This window comes from Winogradskyella damuponensis (genome assembly GCF_039538385.1).
In the GTDB taxonomy this organism is placed as follows: domain Bacteria; phylum Bacteroidota; class Bacteroidia; order Flavobacteriales; family Flavobacteriaceae; genus Winogradskyella; species Winogradskyella damuponensis.
In genome coordinates this window covers 421,520-442,532 of sequence record NZ_BAABCB010000002.1, presented here as the reverse complement: position 1 = coordinate 442,532, position 21,013 = coordinate 421,520, and the positions used below count along the sequence as shown (strand labels likewise).

Genomic DNA, 21,013 nt, shown 5'->3' with positions numbered 1-21,013 from the left:
ATAACTTTAGATTAACCTCCAAAGTCATCAAATCTAATATGCTCATCAGGGATTCCAAAATCCTCTCCCATTTTCTGAACCGCTTGGTTCATTAATGGTGGTCCACAGAAATATAATTCAATATCTTCTGGTGCTTCATGATGATTTAAGTAGTTTTCTATTACACAATTATGAATGAAACCTACAAATCCGTCACCTTCTTCGTCATTAATATCTTTTTTAACTTTCCAATTATCACTTTCTAATGGCTCTGATAATGCTAAATAGAACTTAAAGTTTGGAAAATCTTTTTCTAATGCTCTAAAATAATGGATATAGAATAGTTCTGCTTTAGAACGTCCTCCGTACCAATATGTTACTTTACGACCTGTTTTTAATGTTCTAAATAATTGGTATAAGTGTGATCGCATTGGTGCCATACCTGCACCACCACCAACGTATAACATTTCTGAATCTGACTCGTTGATAAAGAACTCACCATAAGGTCCAGAGATTGTTACTTTATCACCAACTTTTTGATTAAAGATATAAGATGAAGCAACACCAGGATTTACATCCATCCAGCCGCCTTTTGCACGATCGAAAGGAGGAGTTGCAACACGAACGTTAAGCATAATTCTTCTTCCTTCTGCAGGGTAAGAAGCCATAGAATAAGCACGTTCAACTAGCTCTTCGTTTTTCATTACTAAAGGCCATAAACCAAACTTTTCCCAATCTGCTTTAAACTTATCTGGTTCACCTGGATGATCTTCTGGGTGTGCAGTAATATCCATATCTGCATACTTAACTTCACATTCAGGGATTTCAATTTGAATATATCCACCAGCTTTGTAATTCATATCCTCAGGAATCTCAACTACAAACTCCTTAATGAATGTTGCAACATTATAGTTTGAAACTACTGTTGCTTCCCATTTCTTGATACCAAATACTTCTTCAGGAATCGTAATTTCCATATCCTGCTTTACTTTTACTTGGCAAGATAAACGCGCTCCATGAGCTAATTCTTTTCTAGAAAAGTGAGGAGTTTCTGTTGGTAATGCTTCACCACCACCAGATAAAACATGACACTCACACTGAATACAAGTTCCACCTCCACCACAAGCAGATGGTAAAAATATTTTTTCAGCACCTAAAGTACTTAATAAAGTACCTCCCGAACTCACTTCTATTTCACGTTCACCATTAATCAAAATCTTTACAGGTCCTGAAGGTGATAACTTTTGTTTTACAAATAATAATAGTGCTACTAACAATAGAGTTACCAATAAAAAGGCAGCTACTGTTGCGACTATAGTTCCGATTGTACTTGCGGCTAATATCATCATACTAATCAATTACTCGTTTGTATTTTCAGCTACATTTAAGTCAGACTTAAGTTGAGCTTCTTTATTAATATCTTCTTTTATTACTTCAATTGCAGCAGACTTATCTTCTGCAGGTGCTTCTTCATCGCCTCCTGTTAACATACCACCAAAACTCATAAATCCAATGGCCATTAAACCTGTTATAATAAATGTAATACCTAAACCTCTTAAAGCTGGTGGTACATTACTATATCTAATTTTTTCTCTAATAGCTGCAATTGCTAAAATTGCTAAGAACCATCCAATACCAGAACCAATACCATAATTTAAGGCTAAGCCTAAGGTTGCTATTTCTCTAGATTGCATAAATAATGAACCACCTAAAATGGCACAGTTTACAGCAATTAAAGGTAAAAATATACCTAACGAGTTATATAATGATGGCGAAAATTTTTCTACTATGATTTCAACTAATTGTACCATAGTAGCAATTGTTGCAATAAACATAATAAAAGATAAGAAGCTTAAATCGTAGCTCGCATATTCTTCACCTAACCAAGATAATGCACCAGGTTGTAATAAATACTGATCTAACAACCAGTTTAATGGTACTGTAATAGCTAATACAAATATTACAGCAGCACCAAGACCAACAGCTGTTGACACCTTTTTAGATACAGCTAAGTAAGAACACATTCCTAAGAATGTTGCAAATACCATGTTATCTATAAATATCGATTTGAAAAATAATTCTATATGTTCCATATTTTTAAGTCTTCAGTTTGCAGTTTTAAATCCTTAGTCTAGACATTTACTGCAGACTATTTTTAGTCTTCTATTAATGCTTTGTTTCTACTACGTTGTATCCAAATAATAATCCCTACAACTATTAATGCCATTGGAGATAATAACATAAAACCGTTATTTTCATAACCAATTGCATACAATCCTGTTTTTTCGATTGGATCACCTAAAACTTTAAATCCTAATAAGGTTCCAGACCCTAAAAGTTCTCTAAAGAATCCTACGATTATAAGTATTAAACCATAACCAGCAGCATTACCTATACCGTCTAAAAATGACCTCCATGGACCATTTCCTAAAGCAAACGCTTCAAAACGTCCCATGATAATACAGTTTGTAATAATTAATCCAACAAAAACTGAAAGTGTTTTACTTAGTTCATAAGCATAAGCCTTTAAAACTTGATCCACTATAATTACTAAAGCTGCAACAACAACAAGTTGTACAATAATTCTAATTTTTGAAGGAATAATATTTCTCATTAAAGAAATGACTACGTTTCCTATTCCTAAAACAAATAATACAGAAACGGCCATTACAATAGAAGCTTTAAGCTCGGCTGTAATTGCTAAAGCAGAACAGATACCAAGTACTTGGATTGTAATTGGGTTATTATCTGCTAATGGATCTAATATTAAATTGGCGTCTTTTTTTGATAAAAGTCCCATAAATTATTTTTTTAAAGTTTTAAAATAAGGCCAGTAAAGCTTCAAATCTTTTTTGATCATTGCTGTAACACCATCACCAGTAATTGTAGCACCTGCAATAGCATCAACCTCGTTATCTGTTTTATCTAAATTTTTAGGATCGGCATTACCTTTTGCGACTGTAATTCCTTTAAAATTACCTGAAGCATCTAATAAATGTTCTCCAATAAAGTCATCCATAAAGAAACGTTGCTTAATATTTGCTCCTAAACCAGGTGTTTCACCTTTATGATCAAAATAAGCTCCTTGAACAACCATGTTTTCATCCATTGCGACATAAGCCCAAATAGCATCCCAAAGTCCTTTACCTCTTATTGGTGCGATATAAAATGTTTTACCATCCTTTTCGCCTATAAATAAAGGTAACCTTCTTGCCTCACCAGATTTTGCTTTGGTTTGTTCCTTTTTTACATCAATTAAATACGCTTGGTCATTTTCTGATGCAATTCCATTTTCAATTACTAATTGTTTTTTAATGTATTTTGAAAACTCACCAGCAACTTTATCTGTTGAAATAAAATTAGCACTACCTTCATCATTATCATTAACTCCCATAGCATACAGAATATTCTGCTGCTTTTCCATACGTTCATTTTCTGCGATTGTAGGTTTTAAAGAAGCTGCTGTAAATGCTAATAAAGAACCTACCACTAATACCATTGCTATGGCAAAAATTATAGTATATGAATTTTTATCTGTTCTATTTTCCATCGTTATGCAACTTTAGCTTTTAAACGTTTCATTCTTTTCTTTACATTTCCTTGAACCACATAGTGGTCAATTGTTGGTGCAAACACATTCATTAATAGAATTGCTAACATAACACCTTCTGGATATGCTGGGTTGAATACACGTATCATAATAGAAATAAATCCTACTAAGAAACCATATATCCATTTTCCTTTTGTTGTTTGTGATGCCGTAACAGGATCGGTTGCCATAAATACAGTACCAAAAGCAAAACCACCAATAAGTAAGTGATGCCAAAATTCTGTACTCATTAAGCCGTAGAATTTACTAGACTCTGTAATCCAACCTGAGCTTACAACTCCGTTGAAGATTAAACCCATTACTAATGCACCTATTACAGATGATAACATAATTCTCCAACTTCCAATTTTAGTAAAGATTAAGAATAATGCACCTAATAATATTAATAGTGTCGATGTTTCACCTACTGAACCAGGTATTAATCCGTAAAACATGTCCATGACATCATAAGCGACAGATTTTCCTTGTGCTAAACTACCTAAGATTGTTTCACCAGAAATAGCATCTACATTTTGTCCAGCTGCAATTAATTGATCTTGTTCTACAGCTCCGTGTACCCATACTTTATCTCCTGACATCCATGTTGGATATGCGAAGAATAAGAATGCACGAATGGTTAATGCAGGATTCAGAATATTCATTCCTGTTCCACCAAAAACTTCTTTACCTATAACAACACCAAAGGCAACTGCTACAGCTAACATCCAAAGAGGAGTATCAATTGGTACAATTAATGGGACTAACATACCCGTAACCAAATACCCTTCTTCAACTTCGTGATTATTTTTAATAGCGAATAAAATCTCTATTGCTAAACCTACCACGTAAGAAACAATTACTAATGGAATTACTTTCCAAAAACCAACTAAGAAGTTATCTAAAGTCCAAAACTCTGAACTTAAAAAACCACCTGTTGCTTGTTGAATTTCCCCAAAAGCTAAGTAATGCTGGTATCCAGCATTAAACATACCAAATATTAAACAAGGAACCATTGCCATAATAACAGTGTTCATTGTTCTTTTTAAATCATCGGCTGCTTTAATATGAGTTCCGTTATGAGTGGTCTCATTAGGCAAGAATAAGAATGTATGTATTGCCGAAAATGCTGGCAACCATTTTTTATCTTTATTCTTCTCTCTAAAATTATGTAAATTTTGTTTTAAACCCATTATCCTATCTCTTTTAGCATTAAGTCTAATCCTTCTCTTATAATTTTTTGGTGTGGTTGTTTTGACACACACACAAATTCTGTTAAGGCAAAATCTTCAGGGGCAACTTCGTACATTCCTAAAGCTTCCATTTCATCTAAATCTTGATACATACAAGCCTTTAAAATCTGCATTGGGTAAATGTCTAAAGGAAATACTTCTTCGTATGATCCTGTTACAACAAATGCTCTATGCTCACCGTTTGTATTGGTATTTAAATCGTATTTTTTCTTAGGGTTTAACCACGAAAAAGTTAACGCTCTTGATGTAGAAATTTTATTAAAAACGGGCTTATTCCATCCAAATAACTCGTAATCATTCCCTTCAGGTATCACAGTAATTACATTACTATAATAATCTAAATTACCATCTGGCATTACTTGTTTACCAGTTAATACATTTCCAGAAATTATACGGTCGTTACTATCTCTTTCAACACCATTATCATAAACCATAGTCGCAATTTCAGAACCTATTTTAGTTCTAAAATATCTTGGTTTTTTAACTGAAGAACCTGCTAAAGCAACAATACGCTCTGCATTAAACTTACCTGTTAATAATAGTTCTCCTATTATTACTAAGTCTTGCGCATTAACTGTCCAAACCGTTTCTCCTTTATTAATAGGATCTACCTTATTAATTAAAGTACCTACATTACCTGATGGATGCGGCCCAGAAACTTTATGAACTACAACGTTTTGTAAATTTGCTAAAGGTGAATTTGAATTTTTACCTACTGAAATATGAACACTCCCCTCTGTTAGCTTAGATAATGCAGTAACAGCAGCTTGTAATTCAGCCTCTTTCCCTGTTAAAGTATAATCTAAATCTGCTGCCAAAGGTGCACTTGCATAGCCAGAAATAAAAATAGCTTTTGGTGTGCTATCTGCTTTTGCAACAACATCATAAGGACGTTGTTTTATAAAAGCCCAGCAACCTGAAGCTAACAAATGAGCTTTAGTTTTTTCAGCATCAGAAGCTAGATCAAATTTACCATGATCAACATAAGTTTGCTCTTTGTCTGCTGTAATTTTAATAGCGTCTATACGACGTCTTGGTCCACGTTGTACCTCTGTAATCTCACCAGACACAGGTGAAACGAATTTCATAGCTTCTTCATCCTTATTATAAAACAAAGTCTCACCAGCTTTTACACGTGTGCCTTCTTTTGCTATTAATTTTGGAATAATACTATGGAAGTCTTCAGGTCTAATGGAGTAGAAATTACTAATAATAGCATTTTCTGTTGCTTTCTCGGCTTCACCGATAAGCTTTATGTCCAAGCCTTTTTTTATTTTGATGTCTTTTGACATATCTCTTAAAGATTAGTTATCTAAAAATCCGTGCAAATTTACGAATTAATGCTTAATTATGGAGCAATTTGAAGCAACTTTTTTATTTGTAATCATTATAAATAACATATACGATTTAAGGTATAGATTTTGATTATCTTTATACGCTCAGATTTCAAATAAAATGAAAAAACACATTCTTAACCTTTTTGTACTTATACTATTTCCTACAATCCTACTCTCTCAAGTAGCTAAAGAACTCAATCCACCTGATTTTATAAAGACCATTACTTTTAAAAGTAACACCACACAAGGCCAATTGCCCGTTTTAAAACTCGGTGAATCTCTATTACTAGAATTTGATGCTTTAACCGGAGACGAAGAAGACTTTTACTACGTTATAGAGCATTTTAATTTTGACTGGACTCCTTCTGGATTAGTAAAGTCAGAATATCTAAGAGGATTAGACAACCAAAGGATTTTAAGTTACGAAAACTCATTTAACACCTATCAGATATACTCTCATTACAACTTAGCAATACCAAACTCACAGACACGTGCGTTATTAAAAAGTGGTAATTATATGATTTCAATCTATGATGATTACGATGAATTAATGTTCAGCAGAAAATTTATGGTTTATGAAAGTATAGCCAATGTTGGCGTAAAAGTCAAACGTTCTAGAGACGTAAAAGTTATTGCCGAAAAACAATCTGTAGACATGGTTATCACCACTAATGGTCTAAATTTAAATAACCCTTTAGAAACCGTTAAAACATTAGTCATTCAGAATAACAACCTTAATACAGCCATTTCAGATTTAAAGCCACAATACACACTAGGTAACGAACTTATTTATCGCTACGACACCGAATCTGCATTCTTTGGTGGAAATGAATATTTATTTTTTGAAAATAAAGATGTTAGAGCTGCAAACGTTGGCATTCAATATATAGACTTAGAAGATATTTATCACAACTATTTATATACTAATATCTCTAGAAAAAACAGACCATACACCTACAATCCTGATATTAATGGAAACTTTCAAGTCACAGTTATAGATAGAGATAACCCTGATGTTGAAGCAGATTATGTTATGATTCATTTTTCATTATTACACGAAGAATTAAAAGATAAAAACATACATATTTATGGGAATTTCAATTATTTCACCATAGAACCATTAACTCAAATGCTATACAATTCTGAAAGCAAACGCTACGAAGCTACATTATTGCTAAAACAAGGTTTTTATAATTACAAATTTGTAGCTGTAGATAAAGAAACTGGAGAATTAGACGAAGGTGCTATTAGTGGAAATTTTTGGGAAACCGAAAACAATTATAAAGTCCTTGTTTACTATAAAGATCTTGGAGCCCGTTACGATAGACTAATAGGCTTTGGCGAAGCTAGCTCAGTAGATATTACAAATTAAAAATAGCATAAAACAAAAAATACTAAGTCATATTTGATGTTTCCTAATTTGAATCAAGTTAATATTATAGAACTGTTAAAAATTACAACCACTCAACCGAATTATAATGCTTCATTCAAAAATTATGTTATTTTAGCATAGAATAATTATTAAATACACATGGTACAACAAGTTACAAGCGGGATTAAAATTTCTGTAGAAACCAATTTTGAAGGCACTTTTTATAAAAACTATAAAGTGCACTTTGCATTTGGCTATAAAGTAACTATTGAAAATCAAAGCAAAGATTCTGTTCAATTAAACTCTAGACATTGGTCAATCTTAGATGCTTTAAATAATGAAGAGATTATAGAAGGCGAAGGAGTCATTGGAAAAAAACCCGTTCTAAAACCTGGTGAATCCCACACATATAACTCTGGATGCCTTTTAACCTCACCCTTTGGCGCCATGCAAGGTCATTATAATATGGTCAATTTTACAAAAGCAAATAAGTTTAAAGTTTATATTCCTTCTTTTAAATTAAGTGCTCCATTTGCCCTTAACTAGACTCCTCTCTTAAAACAAAAGCACTACTAAACATTTATAGTGCCTTAATTTAGCTTCAGATTAAAGCTTATTAACTATAGCTACCTAAGAATCAGCACGTCTCACATTGCGCAATACAATTTGCGCTACGTTTTTACACAAGACAATATTGCTATTTTTTTTAAGCTAACCCTTTGAAAGTATAATTCTAAGCTTCACACAACTATAACGTTTCAACGAAATAATTTCTTATAAAAATTGTACCTTTGCACTTTAAAAATTCAAACTAAAAAAACAAAATATATTATGGGAAAAGGATTCTTTAATGTACCTGTAGCAGTTAACGAACCTGTTATGGCTTACGCACCTGGTTCAGCAGAACGCAAAGCTGTTGCTGAAGCTTACAAATCTATGTATAACTCAAAGGTTGAAGTTCCTATGTACATAAATGGAAAAGACGTTAAAACTGGGAATACCAGAACAATGTCTCCTCCACACGATCATCAACATATCGTAGGCGAATATCATTTAGCAGAAAAACAACATGTTGAAGAAGCTATTTCAACAGCCTTAGAAGCACGTAAATCATGGTCTCAATTACCATGGGAACAACGTGCTGGTATTTTCTTAAAAGCTGCAGAATTAATCGCTGGTCCTTATAGAGCTAAAATTAATGCTGCAACTATGATTGCACAATCTAAAACCATTCATCAAGCAGAAATTGATGCTGCATGTGAGCTGATTGACTTCTTACGTTTTAATGTTCAGTTTATGACTGACATTTATATGGAACAACCAGAAAGCACAAGCGATGCTTGGAACAGAGTAGAATACAGACCTCTTGAAGGTTTTACCTATGCTGTAACTCCATTTAACTTTACAGCTATTGCAGGTAATTTACCAGCATGTATGGCTTTAATGGGCAATGTTGTCGTTTGGAAACCAAGTAACAACCAAATATATTCTGCAAAAGTAATTATGGACGTCTTTAAGGAAGCTGGTGTTCCTGCTGGTGTTATCAATGTCGTTTTTGGTAATCCAGGAATGATTACAGATACCGTTATGGCTAGTCCAGATTTCTCTGGTTTACATTACACAGGCTCTACTCCAGTATTTCAAAACCTTTGGAAACAAATCGGTAACAATATTGCAAACTATAAAACGTACCCAAGAATTGTTGGAGAAACTGGTGGTAAAGATTTTATTGTAGCTCACAAAACTGCTGTTGCAAAGCAAGTAGCTACTGCAATTTCTCGTGGTGCTTTTGAATTTCAAGGTCAAAAATGTAGTGCAGCATCTAGAGCATACATTCCTAATAATTTATGGGACGATGTTAAGAAGTTTGTAATAGAAGACGTTAAATCTTTTAAACAAGGTTCTCCTGAAGACATGAGTAATTTTGTAACTGCTGTAATTAACGAAGGTTCTTTTGATAAATTAGCAAGATACATTGACGAAGCAAAATCTGCTAGTGATGCAGAAATAATAGTAGGTGGAGGATATGACAAATCTAAAGGTTATTTTATAGAACCTACGGTTATTGTTACCACTAACCCAAAATACGACACGATGTGTACTGAGTTATTTGGCCCAATAATAACCATTTACGTATATGAAGAAGATCAATTTACTGAAACCTTAAAATTAGTTGATGAAACTAGCGAATACGCCTTAACTGGGGCTATTTTAGCAACCTGTCGTTATGCTATAGAAGAAGCTACAAAAGCCTTACAAAATGCAGCTGGTAACTTCTATATTAATGACAAGCCAACTGGAGCAGTTGTTGGTCAACAACCATTTGGTGGCGCAAGAGCATCTGGAACAAACGATAAAGCTGGTAGCGCACAAAACTTAATGCGTTGGGTGTCTCCAAGATTAATAAAAGAAACTTTTGTAACTCCTGTAGATTACAAATATCCTTTCTTAGGCTAAGGCTTTACAATCTTTTAAATACTAAATCCTTAAAAGCGCTTTTGCTTTTAGGGATTTTTTTATGTCTTATAGAAAGTTGATTAAAAAAAACCTTGAATCCTAGCTAAACTTTGTATCTTGTACAAACACAATTAATTAGAACATACCATAAGCACCCTCAAAACTTTATGAGCACAAAAACACTAAATGTAAGATTAGCTTTTAAACATTGAGGAACAATAACTCTAAAGCCATGAAAAAAAATCACCTTTTTATCTTGCTCTTTTTACCTTTTTTTCTAACAGCACAAAACACAATTACATCTAGTATAACTCCAAATTTATCTGCTTATGGAGAAACCACAAACTATCCTGGCGAAGGTGAATATGAAATATTCTTAAGTGCAGATAATATTTTAGACAAACCCATTTTTCTTGTTGATGGTTTTGACCCAGGAGACACAAGAGGCATTACTGATTTATATAATTCATTAGACTTTATTGGAACATCCGGAACCCAAAATTTAGCAGATTTAGTTAGAGCTGAAGGTTTTGATGTCATAGTTCTAAATTTCCCAACTTACACAAGAACTGCTGATAACGAAATTATTGATGGAGGAGCTGATTTTATGGAACGTAATGCCATGGTTTTGGTTGAATTAATAGATATGATTAATACCGACAAAGCAGCCAACAATCCTGATCAAAATGTCATTATTGGACCAAGTATGGGAGGTATAATTTCACGTTATGCCTTAAACTACATGGAGGCAAATTCACTAAATGCAGATACAAGACTTTACATTTCTTTTGATTCTCCTCACCATGGAGCAAATGTACCAATTGGCTTACAGCACCAATTAAACTTTTTAGCCTTTAACAACACTAATGCGGCTACAGAAGTACAACCGCTAATTAACGGCTTATTAAAATCGGCTGCAGCCAAACAATTACTAACAGACCACTTAGATGCCCATTTATTAGGAACAGATTTAGTAACCTTTGATCCTGCATTAAAATTACCAACGGCTCACCCGTTTAGAGACATATTTGAAACTTCAATTAATGCATTAACTCCTTCTGGATTTCCTGAAGATGTTCGTAATGTTTCTATAATTAATGGTAGTGGTAATAATACCCCTTACTTTGCAATAGGGAATTCTGGGCCAACTGTTACAAATGATTACTCCGTAATAAACACAAGTATAGCTATGCCTATTGGCACATTTACAGCAGATATTATTATAGGTATAAACTTCACTCCTGCTGCGGGAATTACAAATACGGCAAGTAGTATTTCCATCCAATTATTTAGTATTGAAATTGATGATTCTGTTGCAGAAAGCGAAGCGTTTTCATATTCGGATGGTATTGATGCTGCACCAGGAGGCTTATTTGATTTAGGCGGAATAACAGGAACCTTAGGATCTGATGGAGGAATTGGAGGCGACTTTATAAACGCACTTAATATTGATAAGTTTAATTTTGTTCCTTCAGTTAGTGCATTAGCTTTAGAATTTCCTAATAACGAAATTGATTGGCATGCCACAATAGACTTAACAACGTCGCCATTTGCAAACATATATTTACCAGAAGAAAGCGAACCTCATGTTTTACTAACACAAGAAAATGTAAATTTTGCTTTAGAAGAAATATTAAATCCGCCATTACACATTTCTAACCATGAATTGTTTGCTTTTCAATTAGAGAAAAATCCAGTAAAAAATGAATTAATATTAAAGTCCAACAGCAGTACTAATGCAAATATTAGTATAACAGATTTAACAGGAAAGACTGTATACAACTCCAATTTAAAATTAGATAACAGCACAATAATACCTTTAGATATAGCTTCTGGATTTTATATTCTCAATATAATTGGCGAAAACAATTCAATATTTACTACAAAATTTATAGTAAATAAATAGTACCCTAAATACTAGGTATAAATAAAAAAAAACCTGAACGCTAAAATTAGTGTTCAGGTTTTTTCTTATAGAAATTCAGCAAAAGAAATTATTCATAAGACTTATCTTCTCCAACATGTGCATGCTGTGAATTTTTAGCCGTGTTATCAGCACCAACAACCATAGCAACAATACTCAAATTTTCCACAACATAATTTGAAGGAAGCGTCATTGTATTTGACCAAATATGCTCAGTTAATTCAGCTGTTACAGGAATTGCATCTCCCAAAAGACTGGATAAAGAGTTTCTTAAGACCTCGTTATGTTCAAAATCTGGGATTATATCTCCCATATTATAAAAAGGACTTGTAGCATCATCATTATAATAATTAAATTGATCACTTATAATACCATCTTCTAGCAAATAAACTACTAATTTATCTCCTTGAACTGAGCCTTCCTCATAAACCACATTGACTTGAACTTGTAACTCGCCTTCTTCAACCTCAGAGTTTATTGCTATTGCTAAATTAGTATCTAAACCAGCCATACTAGTAACAGCACTATTTGGGTGTGGTGTTGCCCAATCTTCAGTTCTATTTAATCTCGCTGCAGGTAAACCATCGACACCAAAAGCATCTTTTAACAGTTGTATTTGTCCAAAATGCATTGGTTCAGGAAAATTGTTATTTGTTTCATGTATAGCAACAACCGTAATATCATTTGTTTCTTCACTTAATGAATAAATTGCACCCGCAACTCTCGGACAAAAGCCACACCATGTACCAGTGTAATCTTCTACAACAACTTTTCTTTTGGGTATGATAACACTAAATGTTTCTGTATTAGTAGTAACTTCTACTCCATCCTGCATATAAACAGCATACACTTCAAAATCTCCTATGGTATCAGAAGAGAATGACGTCCCTTCAATAGGCTCCCCATTTACATAAAACACCAAGTCGGTAATTTCTCCCGCCTCAGAATCACTTGTAATTGTAAAAGGAATCTCTTGATTAATTAATGACGCTTTACGCACCAACTTATCTACAACAATTTGAGTGGTTGGAGTGTTTAAAGGTACATTATCTTCCGTTTTACTACATGCGACACTTACTAAAACAATTAGTAATAAAAAGAACTTTGGCATTTTTTTTGAAATCATAGCAATTATATTGTTTTTTGCTAAAATAATTAATTTTTAGTACATCACTACATTTGAAAATAATTTAACTAATATTGTGAAACACAATTTCAAAATTATTACTATACAAGCTTGTTAAATATATTACCTCCTTCTGGGATATATTATAACAAACAGCATGTACTAGTTAAAAACGACAAATTATAAATACATGAAAAAACTAATTTTTATTTTTTGCTTAAGCCTATTTAGTCTAAACGCTATGGCTCAAAACGACCTTCCTAGTGTAGACTTAACCTCTATTGACGGTAAAACCATAGTGTTAAAAGATGCCACTAATAAAGATGGCATTACCATTATTTCCCTTTGGGCAACCTGGTGTGTACCTTGCTTAAAAGAATTGGATGCCATTAATGATATCTACGACGAATGGCAAGAAGAAACCAATGTAGAACTTCTAGCTGTATCAGTAGATGATAGTAGAACTGTAAAGCGTGTAAAATCAATGGTAAATGGTAAAGGTTGGGATTACACCGTTTTACTAGATACGAATAATGATTTAAAGCGTGCACTAAATGCTTCAAGTATTCCGCTTACAATTTTAGTTAAAGACAATAAGATTGTTTATAAACATTCTGGCTACAGTCCTGGTGCAGAACTAGAACTGTACGAAAAAATTAAAGAATTTTCTAAATAATAAAACCCAAGACTAACTTACCGCTAACAACCATATTATAATGAAAAAAATAGTTATTCTAGTTACACTATTGTCAAATCTCTACCTTATAAATGCTCAAGAAAATGGTTCATTTTACGGTGGATTAGAATCTAATTCACAATGGCTTCAAACAGATAAAGGCTTAAATTTTGTAGCACCAGAAGACCAATTTAGAGCTAACAATTACGTTTTAATGAATTACAATCTTGGTAAATTTACTGCTGGTGCTCAATACGAATCGTACTTACCATCAGGATTACTTGGTTATAGCCCTATCTATGATAATCAAAACGATATAGCAACTTATTATTTTAATTATAAAGACGAAAATTTAGATGTTACCGCAGGCTATTTTTACGAGCAATTTGGTAGTGGATTAATATTACGTTCATGGGAAGACAGACAATTAGGACTAAATAATGCTATAAAAGGATTGAACATAAAATTTAATGCAACTAAAGATTTAAGCCTTAAAGCTGTTTTTGGAAAACAACGTTATGGTTTTGAAGAATCTGCAGGTACTATTCAAGGTATAGATGCCGATTTAAGTCTAAGCGGAGCTTTAAATATAGAATCTGTAGATATACAACTAGGCGCTAGTTATGTTGGCAGGTATCAAGATACTAATGGAAACGAAGCACTTCCCACTACAGTTGGAGCTTATGGTGGACGTTTAGATTTTATTATCGACAACTTTTATGCTGGTGTTGAAGCCATTGTAAAAGATCCAGATGTTATTGTAAATGAAGAACAGATTTCATCCAACAAACTTTATGATGGAACAGCTTTACAAGTTAACGCAGGCTATGCAAAAAAAGGATTAGGAATAAATGCTACGTTTAGACGTTTAGAAAACTTTAGCTTTTATTCAGACCGCTTTGCCGAAGGTAATATTTACAACCAACAAGTTGTAAACTATGTACCTGGACTTACCAAACAGCAAGATTATTTATTAACAAATCTATACGTTTACAATCCGCAGCCAAGACTAATTATTGAGTCTTTTGACCAACGCTCTGGAGAAGTTGGCACACAATTCGATTTATTTTACTCTTTTAAAAAAGGCACATCTTTAGGCGGAAAATACGGAACAAAGCTAGCGATGAACTTCTCTTATTGGGGAGGATTAGATGCTGAATATAATATTGAAAACCGATGGTACAAAGCCAAATTTATTGGCAAAGGTCACCAATTGTTCAGAGATTTTAATCTTGAAATTAAAAAGAAATGGTCTAAAAACTGGAGTTCTGTTTTAACCTATCAAAATGTAATAGTAGACAAAGCTATTGTTGAAGGAGGTCCACTTGGAAAAAAATCTATCCTTGCAAATATTGGTGTTATTGAAGCTACAAGACGATTTGACAACGGAAAAGCAGCACGTTTTGTAGTACAACACCTATGGAGCGAAGACGATCGTAAAAACTGGGCAGCCGGAGTTGTTGAATATAATTTTTCTACACGTTTAGCACTTTATGTAGCAGACAACTATAATTACGGTGGAGTAGACAAAATACATTATTATAGTGTTGGAGGAAGTTACAGTAAAGGCAATACTAGATTAGGCATTAACTATGGAAGACAACGTGGTGGTCTAATATGTATTGGTGGTGTATGTAGATTTGTACCTTCAAACACAGGACTTAGCGCTAACTTAACCGTTGCTTTTTAATTTTATCCGAGATAATAGTACTTAGACGGTATTTATTTATAAATACCGTTTTTTTTATGTTAATTTTTTGCAAAAATTAGCTATTTAAGTATCTTCAAGCTCTTTTATTCTCAAATATTAACTAATACTTAAAAACATGATTAAAAAAATTACGCTCTTAACTTTGCTTAGTTTTGCTTTCTTGCAATTTACTACAGCACAAACTTACTTCTATGATGATTTTTCATCAGGAAATATGGACAACTGGACATTAACCGACGCTGATGGAGACAACAATGGTTGGTATTCAGCTGATTTAGATGACGGAGTACAAGAAGAACACGCCACATCAGCATCTTGGATTCCTACACCGCCATTAGGAGAAGCATTATTTCCTGATAACTGGATGGTTTCAAAAGCTATCGATTTAACAGGAGCAAGTGGTTCTGTTTTATTACAATGGAAAGCTTATGGACAAGATCAAGCTTGGGCTAACGAAAATTATACAGTTTATGTAGCAACAGCTTCAGATATTGCAACGTTAGGCGCATCTACAACAACTTTCAACGAGATTATTGGAGCTACAGGAGCGTATGTTGAGAGAGATTTAGATGTATCTTCTTTTGCTGGTCAAACTATATATGTAGCTTTTAGACATCACAATACTACTGACCAATTCCGATTAAATATTGATGACGTTTCTGTTAGAACCATTCCTACTCCAACGGACGTGCTCTTACAATCTCTAAGTTTAAACAGATACTCTTTAGTTTCTGTTGACAATCAATTATCAGTTAATGTTAAAAATATAGGTACAAATCCTATTACTTCTTTAGAAATTAACTGGAATGATGGTACTACAGATCATATCTCTACTATCAATACAAACATTGCAGCAAATGCTACAGCAACATTAAACCACCCAATAATGGTTAACTATCCTACTGCTGAAGAAAAAGATATTAATGTTACAATAACAGAAATTAATAATTCTACCAACCCTAGTCCTTTAGTCAATTCAAAAAACACTAAATTTAATACCATGACTCAATCTGGTACAAAGACTGTACTTATAGAGGAATCTACTGGTACTTGGTGTGGATGGTGTCCTAGAGGTACTGTAGGATTAGATTATATGGCTACAACTTATCCAAATACAGTTGTTGCAATAGCTGTTCATAATGCAGATCCAATGACGGTAGCAGAATATGACACTAACTTAGTTAACACTATTGGTTCTGGATGGCCTAACTCTGGTCTTGATAGAAAATTAGTAGGTGTAGATCCAGGACAAGCTTCTTTACAAGAAGGTTATGATATTCAGATTAATGAAATTGTTCCTGTAGATTTAACATCTAGCGCTATTCAATCTGGGAATACTTTAACCATTTCTGCTCAAGCTGTATTTTATACTTCTTTTAGTGCTGCTAATTATAGATTAGGTGTTATCATTACCGAAGATGGTGTTACAGGTACAGGTGGTACTGGTTGGGGATACAACCAAGTAAATTACTACTCTGGAGGATCAGAAGGACCAATGGGTGGCTATGAAAATTTAGCAGATCCTGTTCCTGATACTCAAATGGTTTACAACCATGTTGGTAGAGCATTATTAGGAGGATTTAATGGACAAGAAAACTCTGTACCTGCAGTTATTAATGCTGGTGAAAATGTATCCTATGATTTTAACTATACTGTTCCTGCCACAAGTGACGTTAACAATATGAATATTGTTGTAGTATTAATTGATGGAACCGATGGCACTATTGTAAGCGCAAAACAAAGTACTGTAGCGCAAGCATTAAGTATTGAAAAAGTATCAGGAATAGATTCAATTAAATTGTATCCTAATCCTGCAACAGATACACTTAATATTGCTTTCCAAAATGGAAATGGCAATTACAACATTACTGTAACTGATATGTTAGGAAGAACCGTTATCAACAATAACTACGAAGGTTTATTTGGAACTCAAAACATAGAGTTACCAGTATCTCAGTTAAACGCTGGACATTACATCATGAATATTAATGATGGAAAGGCTTCGTACAGTACAAAATTTGTAGTAAGTAAATAATACAGTATGCTACTATAACATTAAGGGAAGTTCTTCAAAAAAGACTTCCCTTTTTTATTACATACAAAAAAACCTATCTTTGAAAAGATATTTTCAATACTAAAAATCAAAATATTATGAAAAAAACATTACTTTTTTTAGGCTTAGTTTTAGCCGCATTCTCTGCAAACGCACAATTTGAAGTTAGAGACAAAAGTGACGACAGTATTGTCACTGATGGACAAACTATCAGTTTTTCTGAAGCAGGCTGTGGTTATTCTGACCCTTGTAACTGGAAATTTAAAGTCACAAACACTTCTACCGAAAACATATATATGAGAATTTTTGTTGACAATCTTGTAGGAACCGATGGCTCATTGTTTCAGTTATGCTTTGCTGGTGTATGCTTAAATAATGTGACCTTAAATAGTGGTTACCCAAATACAGCAGCTATGATTGCTCCTGGAGCAACCAATAGTGCTGGTAATAATTTTTGGAATCAAAATGCACCTACAACAACAACGCCTATGAGTTGGTCGCTTAGATTTCAAGCATTTAATGCTAGTGGTACAGCAATTGGAACACCTTTAAACGTAACATACAATTTTGACCCAAGTTTAAGTATTAACGAATCTTCATTAGCGACTCTAGATGTTTATCCTACAAATACGAAGAATGAACTTAATGTAAACTCTAATGAAAATTTAACTGCTGATTTTTATGACTTATTAGGAAAAAACATTAAACAAGTTAACATCGTTTCTGGTGACAACACTATTGATATTTCAGATTTATCTGCACAGCCTTACATTATTCGTTTTACTAACGAAGAAGGCAATAGTATCATTAAAAAAATAGTTAAGCAATAACGTACTATTACAATCATAAAAAAAACCGTTTGAGATATATTTCAGACGGTTTTTTTTATGATTTTCACTTTGGTAACACCACTAATACAAAGATTCAGGTGTTAAATTATAAATGTATAAATTTAACTTATTAATATACTTACTTGTATACCCCTGTTCTAACCTTTCTTCTGCAAAGAACACGACTTCATCTTCACTAGTCTTCATTGTAACCGTTAGTTTGTCTTGTTGTTTATTAAAAATAATATAAGCAATACGTTTATCGTATAAATCTCGAGACGTGAGATAAACGACACCAGACTCTAACTCATTATTTTTAAATACAGCTTTGTGTTCTACTTTTCCATTTATATCATAACGAATGACTTCACCATTGATATAATATCCATCTACAGTATAGCTTAATCGCTTTTTGTCTGAATCTTTATGATAAGCTATAGTTTGCACTTCTTTACCATCTTTGTATTGAGACACACGCTTTCCTTTTTCATCATATATAACACGCTGAGTCACCAAACCATTATAATAACTTTCCTCAGTTGGTTTTTTGTTATAACCTGAGGCAATTACTTTGACTCCCTCGAAAGGCTTACCATCTTTATAAATTAAACTTGAAGTTTGATTTCCTTCGCTATCATAATAGATAGTTTCGCCATGCAACTTATTATTTAAATAGGTCTCTTTAGATTGTAATTGTCCGCTATAATTATATGTTTTAACAACACCCTCTCTTTTATCATTTACAACCTGCCCTACTTCTAAAACAGCTTCTTGATTATAATCAAATACCTTATATACTCCATTTGTTTTGCCGGCTTTAATTGTGACTTTGGTTCGTTGTGTTGCATCATACACAGTACCTTCCCAAGGTTTTCCATCTTTATAAACTGCCTCAGCAAAAACATCTCCATTTTTTTTATATGATTTTGAACAACACGCAACATCGATTTCTTCTATTAAAACTCTGTTTATATGTCCGTATTTTCGATATGGTCCATAATCGTATCGTGTTAACTTTGTTATACTTCCATCAACTTCTTCTTGTATGAGACGAATAACATTAGACTCTGGAAAGAATTCATATAACGTCCCATTTTTAGTCACATAATCATAAGTACCAATCTGTTCATTGTTATCATTATAAAATTTACCATGAACTTTGTCATAGCCCTTAAATTCAGTATCGCTCTGCCTAGAACCATTACTGTAATACACAACTTCCCTTATTTTATTATATCCATTATCTTCTAAATACTCTGTTCGTTTAAAATCTACTTTTTCATTTTCTCCCATGAATTTTGAGATAAACACTGTTCGCTCCTTAACAAAGCCATTTACATATGTTTCAATACTAGAAATATCTGTATCATAGCCCACATAATACCTTTTTCCATTTATAGGTTTTGCGTATTTATTTTGATACTCAATTTCTAAAACACCCATAATTTTGCCCTGCTTATCGTAATAAGTTTCTTTGTCTTGCGTCTTTTCACTAAACACGATATCAGTTCCATTATAAAAATGAATCTCTTTAACAAGTTCTCCATCAAGATATGTAACCTCTTTATTTAGTGAAATTTCAGTACCTGTTAATGGGTAATAGTTATCATATACCATACGAGCAATTTCCTCTCCCTTTTTATTGTAACTGATTTGCAATTCTCTAACCGCATCTTTATAAGTGGTTAAGGCTCTAACTGTACCATCATTATAACGCTGTTCGTCTTTCTGTAATTTTCCGTCCTTATACGTTTTTACTGAAATTACCTCATTAGCTTTTGTATCCTTATAACCATACGAAAAATTATATACTGTACCATTCTCAGGTTTAAGATAACCGTTATTAATAGTATAGGTTACGCTTCCTAATTGTGTTCCATCCTTGGCATAAAATGTACTTTTATATGTTGGAGACAATTCAAACAGTGTTCTTACTTGACCATTTTCGTAAAAAAAGGTTTCCCCTAATAAATGTTCATAGGGATAGTACCTTATTTGTTTCACTCGCATTGGCTCGTAATAATAAAACACCTCAACACCTTTAGTATAACCATTGTCTAGAGTTTCAAGCTCACCTATAAGTTTACCATTTTCACCATAGTATTTAGATAAAAATCGAGCTCCTTTAGCTACACTATAATTTTCATAACGAACACCTTTAATATCTCCATCATAAATGACATCCTTAATGGTATCATTCGCAATTTCCATGTAATAACCGTAACTCCCTTGATCTCTATTTAAAGCACCTTCTACAACATAACCATTCTTGTATATTGCCACTAGTTTCTGTTGGTTTAGAAATGTTACAAACTCGCCTTCTAATCTATTGTTTTCATAATTAGCAATTTGATAAATTTCACCATTTTCTTTATACCAACTGACTTCTCCATGCCAAATAGACTTTTCTGAGTCTTTAGACAAGCCACTCATTTGAAGCTGTCCAGAAGCATAGTAATCTTTAATCCGAAATAAACCGCCTTCCTTTTTAACTGGTGGACGAAAAAAAGCTGCACTATCTTTTACCGTTTCTTTCCAAGCTATATTGTAATAAATAGTGTCTTGCTGTGCATTTATTTTTGAAGGCAGAAAAAACATTCCGACAAAAACCAGCACTAGGTAGGTCTTAATGCGCTTTTTTATAAAAATCATTGTAGTATAAATTTAAAATGAATAATTAGGTAAGCCTGAAATTCTAAAAACGTAAAC

General features: G+C 33.1%; 16 protein-coding genes. 8 read left to right on the top strand and 8 right to left on the bottom strand.

Features of this window, described 5'->3' with window-relative positions; all coding sequences use genetic code 11:
• Window positions 1-11 precede the first annotated feature (11 nt).
• From nqrF to ABD730_RS02010, 6 genes are all read right to left on the bottom strand, one after another.
• A complete protein-coding gene (nqrF, locus tag ABD730_RS02035; RefSeq protein WP_334467916.1) occupies window positions 12-1,325 on the bottom strand; it encodes an NADH:ubiquinone reductase (Na(+)-transporting) subunit F in 1,314 nt (437 codons plus the stop codon).
• Window positions 1,326-1,337: 12 nt separating this feature from the next.
• The gene (gene nqrE / locus ABD730_RS02030) at window positions 1,338-2,072 is read right to left on the bottom strand and encodes an NADH:ubiquinone reductase (Na(+)-transporting) subunit E (RefSeq protein ID WP_215928625.1); all 735 of its coding nucleotides are present in this window, start codon (window positions 2,070-2,072) and stop codon (window positions 1,338-1,340) included.
• Between the two features lie 62 nt (window positions 2,073-2,134).
• Window positions 2,135-2,779, bottom strand: coding sequence for an NADH:ubiquinone reductase (Na(+)-transporting) subunit D (locus ABD730_RS02025; RefSeq protein ID WP_157362827.1), 645 nt, complete (start codon window positions 2,777-2,779; stop codon window positions 2,135-2,137).
• Window positions 2,780-2,782: 3 nt separating this feature from the next.
• Window positions 2,783-3,529, bottom strand: coding sequence for a Na(+)-translocating NADH-quinone reductase subunit C (locus tag ABD730_RS02020; protein ID WP_334467576.1), 747 nt, complete (start codon window positions 3,527-3,529; stop codon window positions 2,783-2,785).
• Between the two features lie 2 nt (window positions 3,530-3,531).
• Window positions 3,532-4,758, bottom strand: a complete 1,227-nt coding sequence (locus ABD730_RS02015) for an NADH:ubiquinone reductase (Na(+)-transporting) subunit B (protein ID WP_215928621.1) — start codon at window positions 4,756-4,758, stop codon at window positions 3,532-3,534.
• Window positions 4,758-6,110, bottom strand: coding sequence for a Na(+)-translocating NADH-quinone reductase subunit A (locus ABD730_RS02010; protein WP_334467578.1), 1,353 nt, complete (start codon window positions 6,108-6,110; stop codon window positions 4,758-4,760). The genes ABD730_RS02015 and ABD730_RS02010 overlap by 1 nt, the downstream gene beginning before the upstream one ends.
• 163 nt (window positions 6,111-6,273) lie before the next feature.
• Here ABD730_RS02010 and ABD730_RS02005 point away from each other — a divergent pair, with 163 nt between their 5' ends.
• The 4 genes from ABD730_RS02005 (at window position 6,274) to ABD730_RS01990 (ending at window position 11,890) form a co-directional block, all read left to right on the top strand.
• Complete coding sequence (locus ABD730_RS02005; protein WP_344712190.1) at window positions 6,274-7,527, top strand: type IX secretion system plug protein; 1,254 nt, start codon at window positions 6,274-6,276, stop codon at window positions 7,525-7,527.
• A 159-nt stretch (window positions 7,528-7,686) separates the two neighbouring features.
• Window positions 7,687-8,073, top strand: coding sequence for a Co2+/Mg2+ efflux protein ApaG (gene apaG / locus ABD730_RS02000; RefSeq protein ID WP_215928609.1), 387 nt, complete (start codon window positions 7,687-7,689; stop codon window positions 8,071-8,073).
• Between the two features lie 285 nt (window positions 8,074-8,358).
• The gene (gene pruA / locus ABD730_RS01995; protein ID WP_334467583.1) at window positions 8,359-9,984 is read left to right on the top strand and encodes an L-glutamate gamma-semialdehyde dehydrogenase; all 1,626 of its coding nucleotides are present in this window, start codon (window positions 8,359-8,361) and stop codon (window positions 9,982-9,984) included.
• 232 nt (window positions 9,985-10,216) lie between these two features.
• Window positions 10,217-11,890: a T9SS type A sorting domain-containing protein gene (locus ABD730_RS01990; RefSeq protein WP_344712188.1), complete on the top strand. Its 1,674-nt coding sequence runs from the start codon at window positions 10,217-10,219 to the stop codon at window positions 11,888-11,890.
• Window positions 11,891-11,978: 88 nt separating this feature from the next.
• On the opposite strand, the gene ABD730_RS01985 is transcribed toward ABD730_RS01990, so the two are convergent.
• Window positions 11,979-13,034, bottom strand: coding sequence for an Omp28-related outer membrane protein (locus ABD730_RS01985; protein ID WP_344712186.1), 1,056 nt, complete (start codon window positions 13,032-13,034; stop codon window positions 11,979-11,981).
• Between the two features lie 190 nt (window positions 13,035-13,224).
• On the opposite strand from ABD730_RS01985, the gene ABD730_RS01980 reads away from it, so the two are divergent.
• From ABD730_RS01980 to ABD730_RS01965, 4 genes are all read left to right on the top strand, one after another.
• Complete coding sequence (locus ABD730_RS01980; protein WP_215928602.1) at window positions 13,225-13,710, top strand: TlpA family protein disulfide reductase; 486 nt, start codon at window positions 13,225-13,227, stop codon at window positions 13,708-13,710.
• A gap of 40 nt (window positions 13,711-13,750) precedes the next feature.
• Window positions 13,751-15,400, top strand: coding sequence for a DUF6029 family protein (locus tag ABD730_RS01975; protein WP_334467589.1), 1,650 nt, complete (start codon window positions 13,751-13,753; stop codon window positions 15,398-15,400).
• A 136-nt stretch (window positions 15,401-15,536) separates the two neighbouring features.
• Window positions 15,537-17,456, top strand: coding sequence for a T9SS-dependent choice-of-anchor J family protein (locus ABD730_RS01970; RefSeq protein ID WP_344712182.1), 1,920 nt, complete (start codon window positions 15,537-15,539; stop codon window positions 17,454-17,456).
• Between the two features lie 116 nt (window positions 17,457-17,572).
• Entirely contained in the window at window positions 17,573-18,304 is a 732-nt protein-coding gene (locus ABD730_RS01965; RefSeq protein ID WP_334467593.1) for a T9SS type A sorting domain-containing protein, read from the top strand.
• A gap of 81 nt (window positions 18,305-18,385) precedes the next feature.
• Here ABD730_RS01965 and ABD730_RS01960 read toward each other — a convergent pair whose 3' ends face one another.
• Window positions 18,386-20,956 carry a toxin-antitoxin system YwqK family antitoxin gene (locus ABD730_RS01960; protein ID WP_344712179.1) on the bottom strand — a complete coding sequence of 857 codons (2,571 nt, stop codon included), beginning with the start codon at window positions 20,954-20,956 and terminating at the stop codon, window positions 18,386-18,388.
• Between the last annotated feature and the right edge of the window lie 57 nt (window positions 20,957-21,013).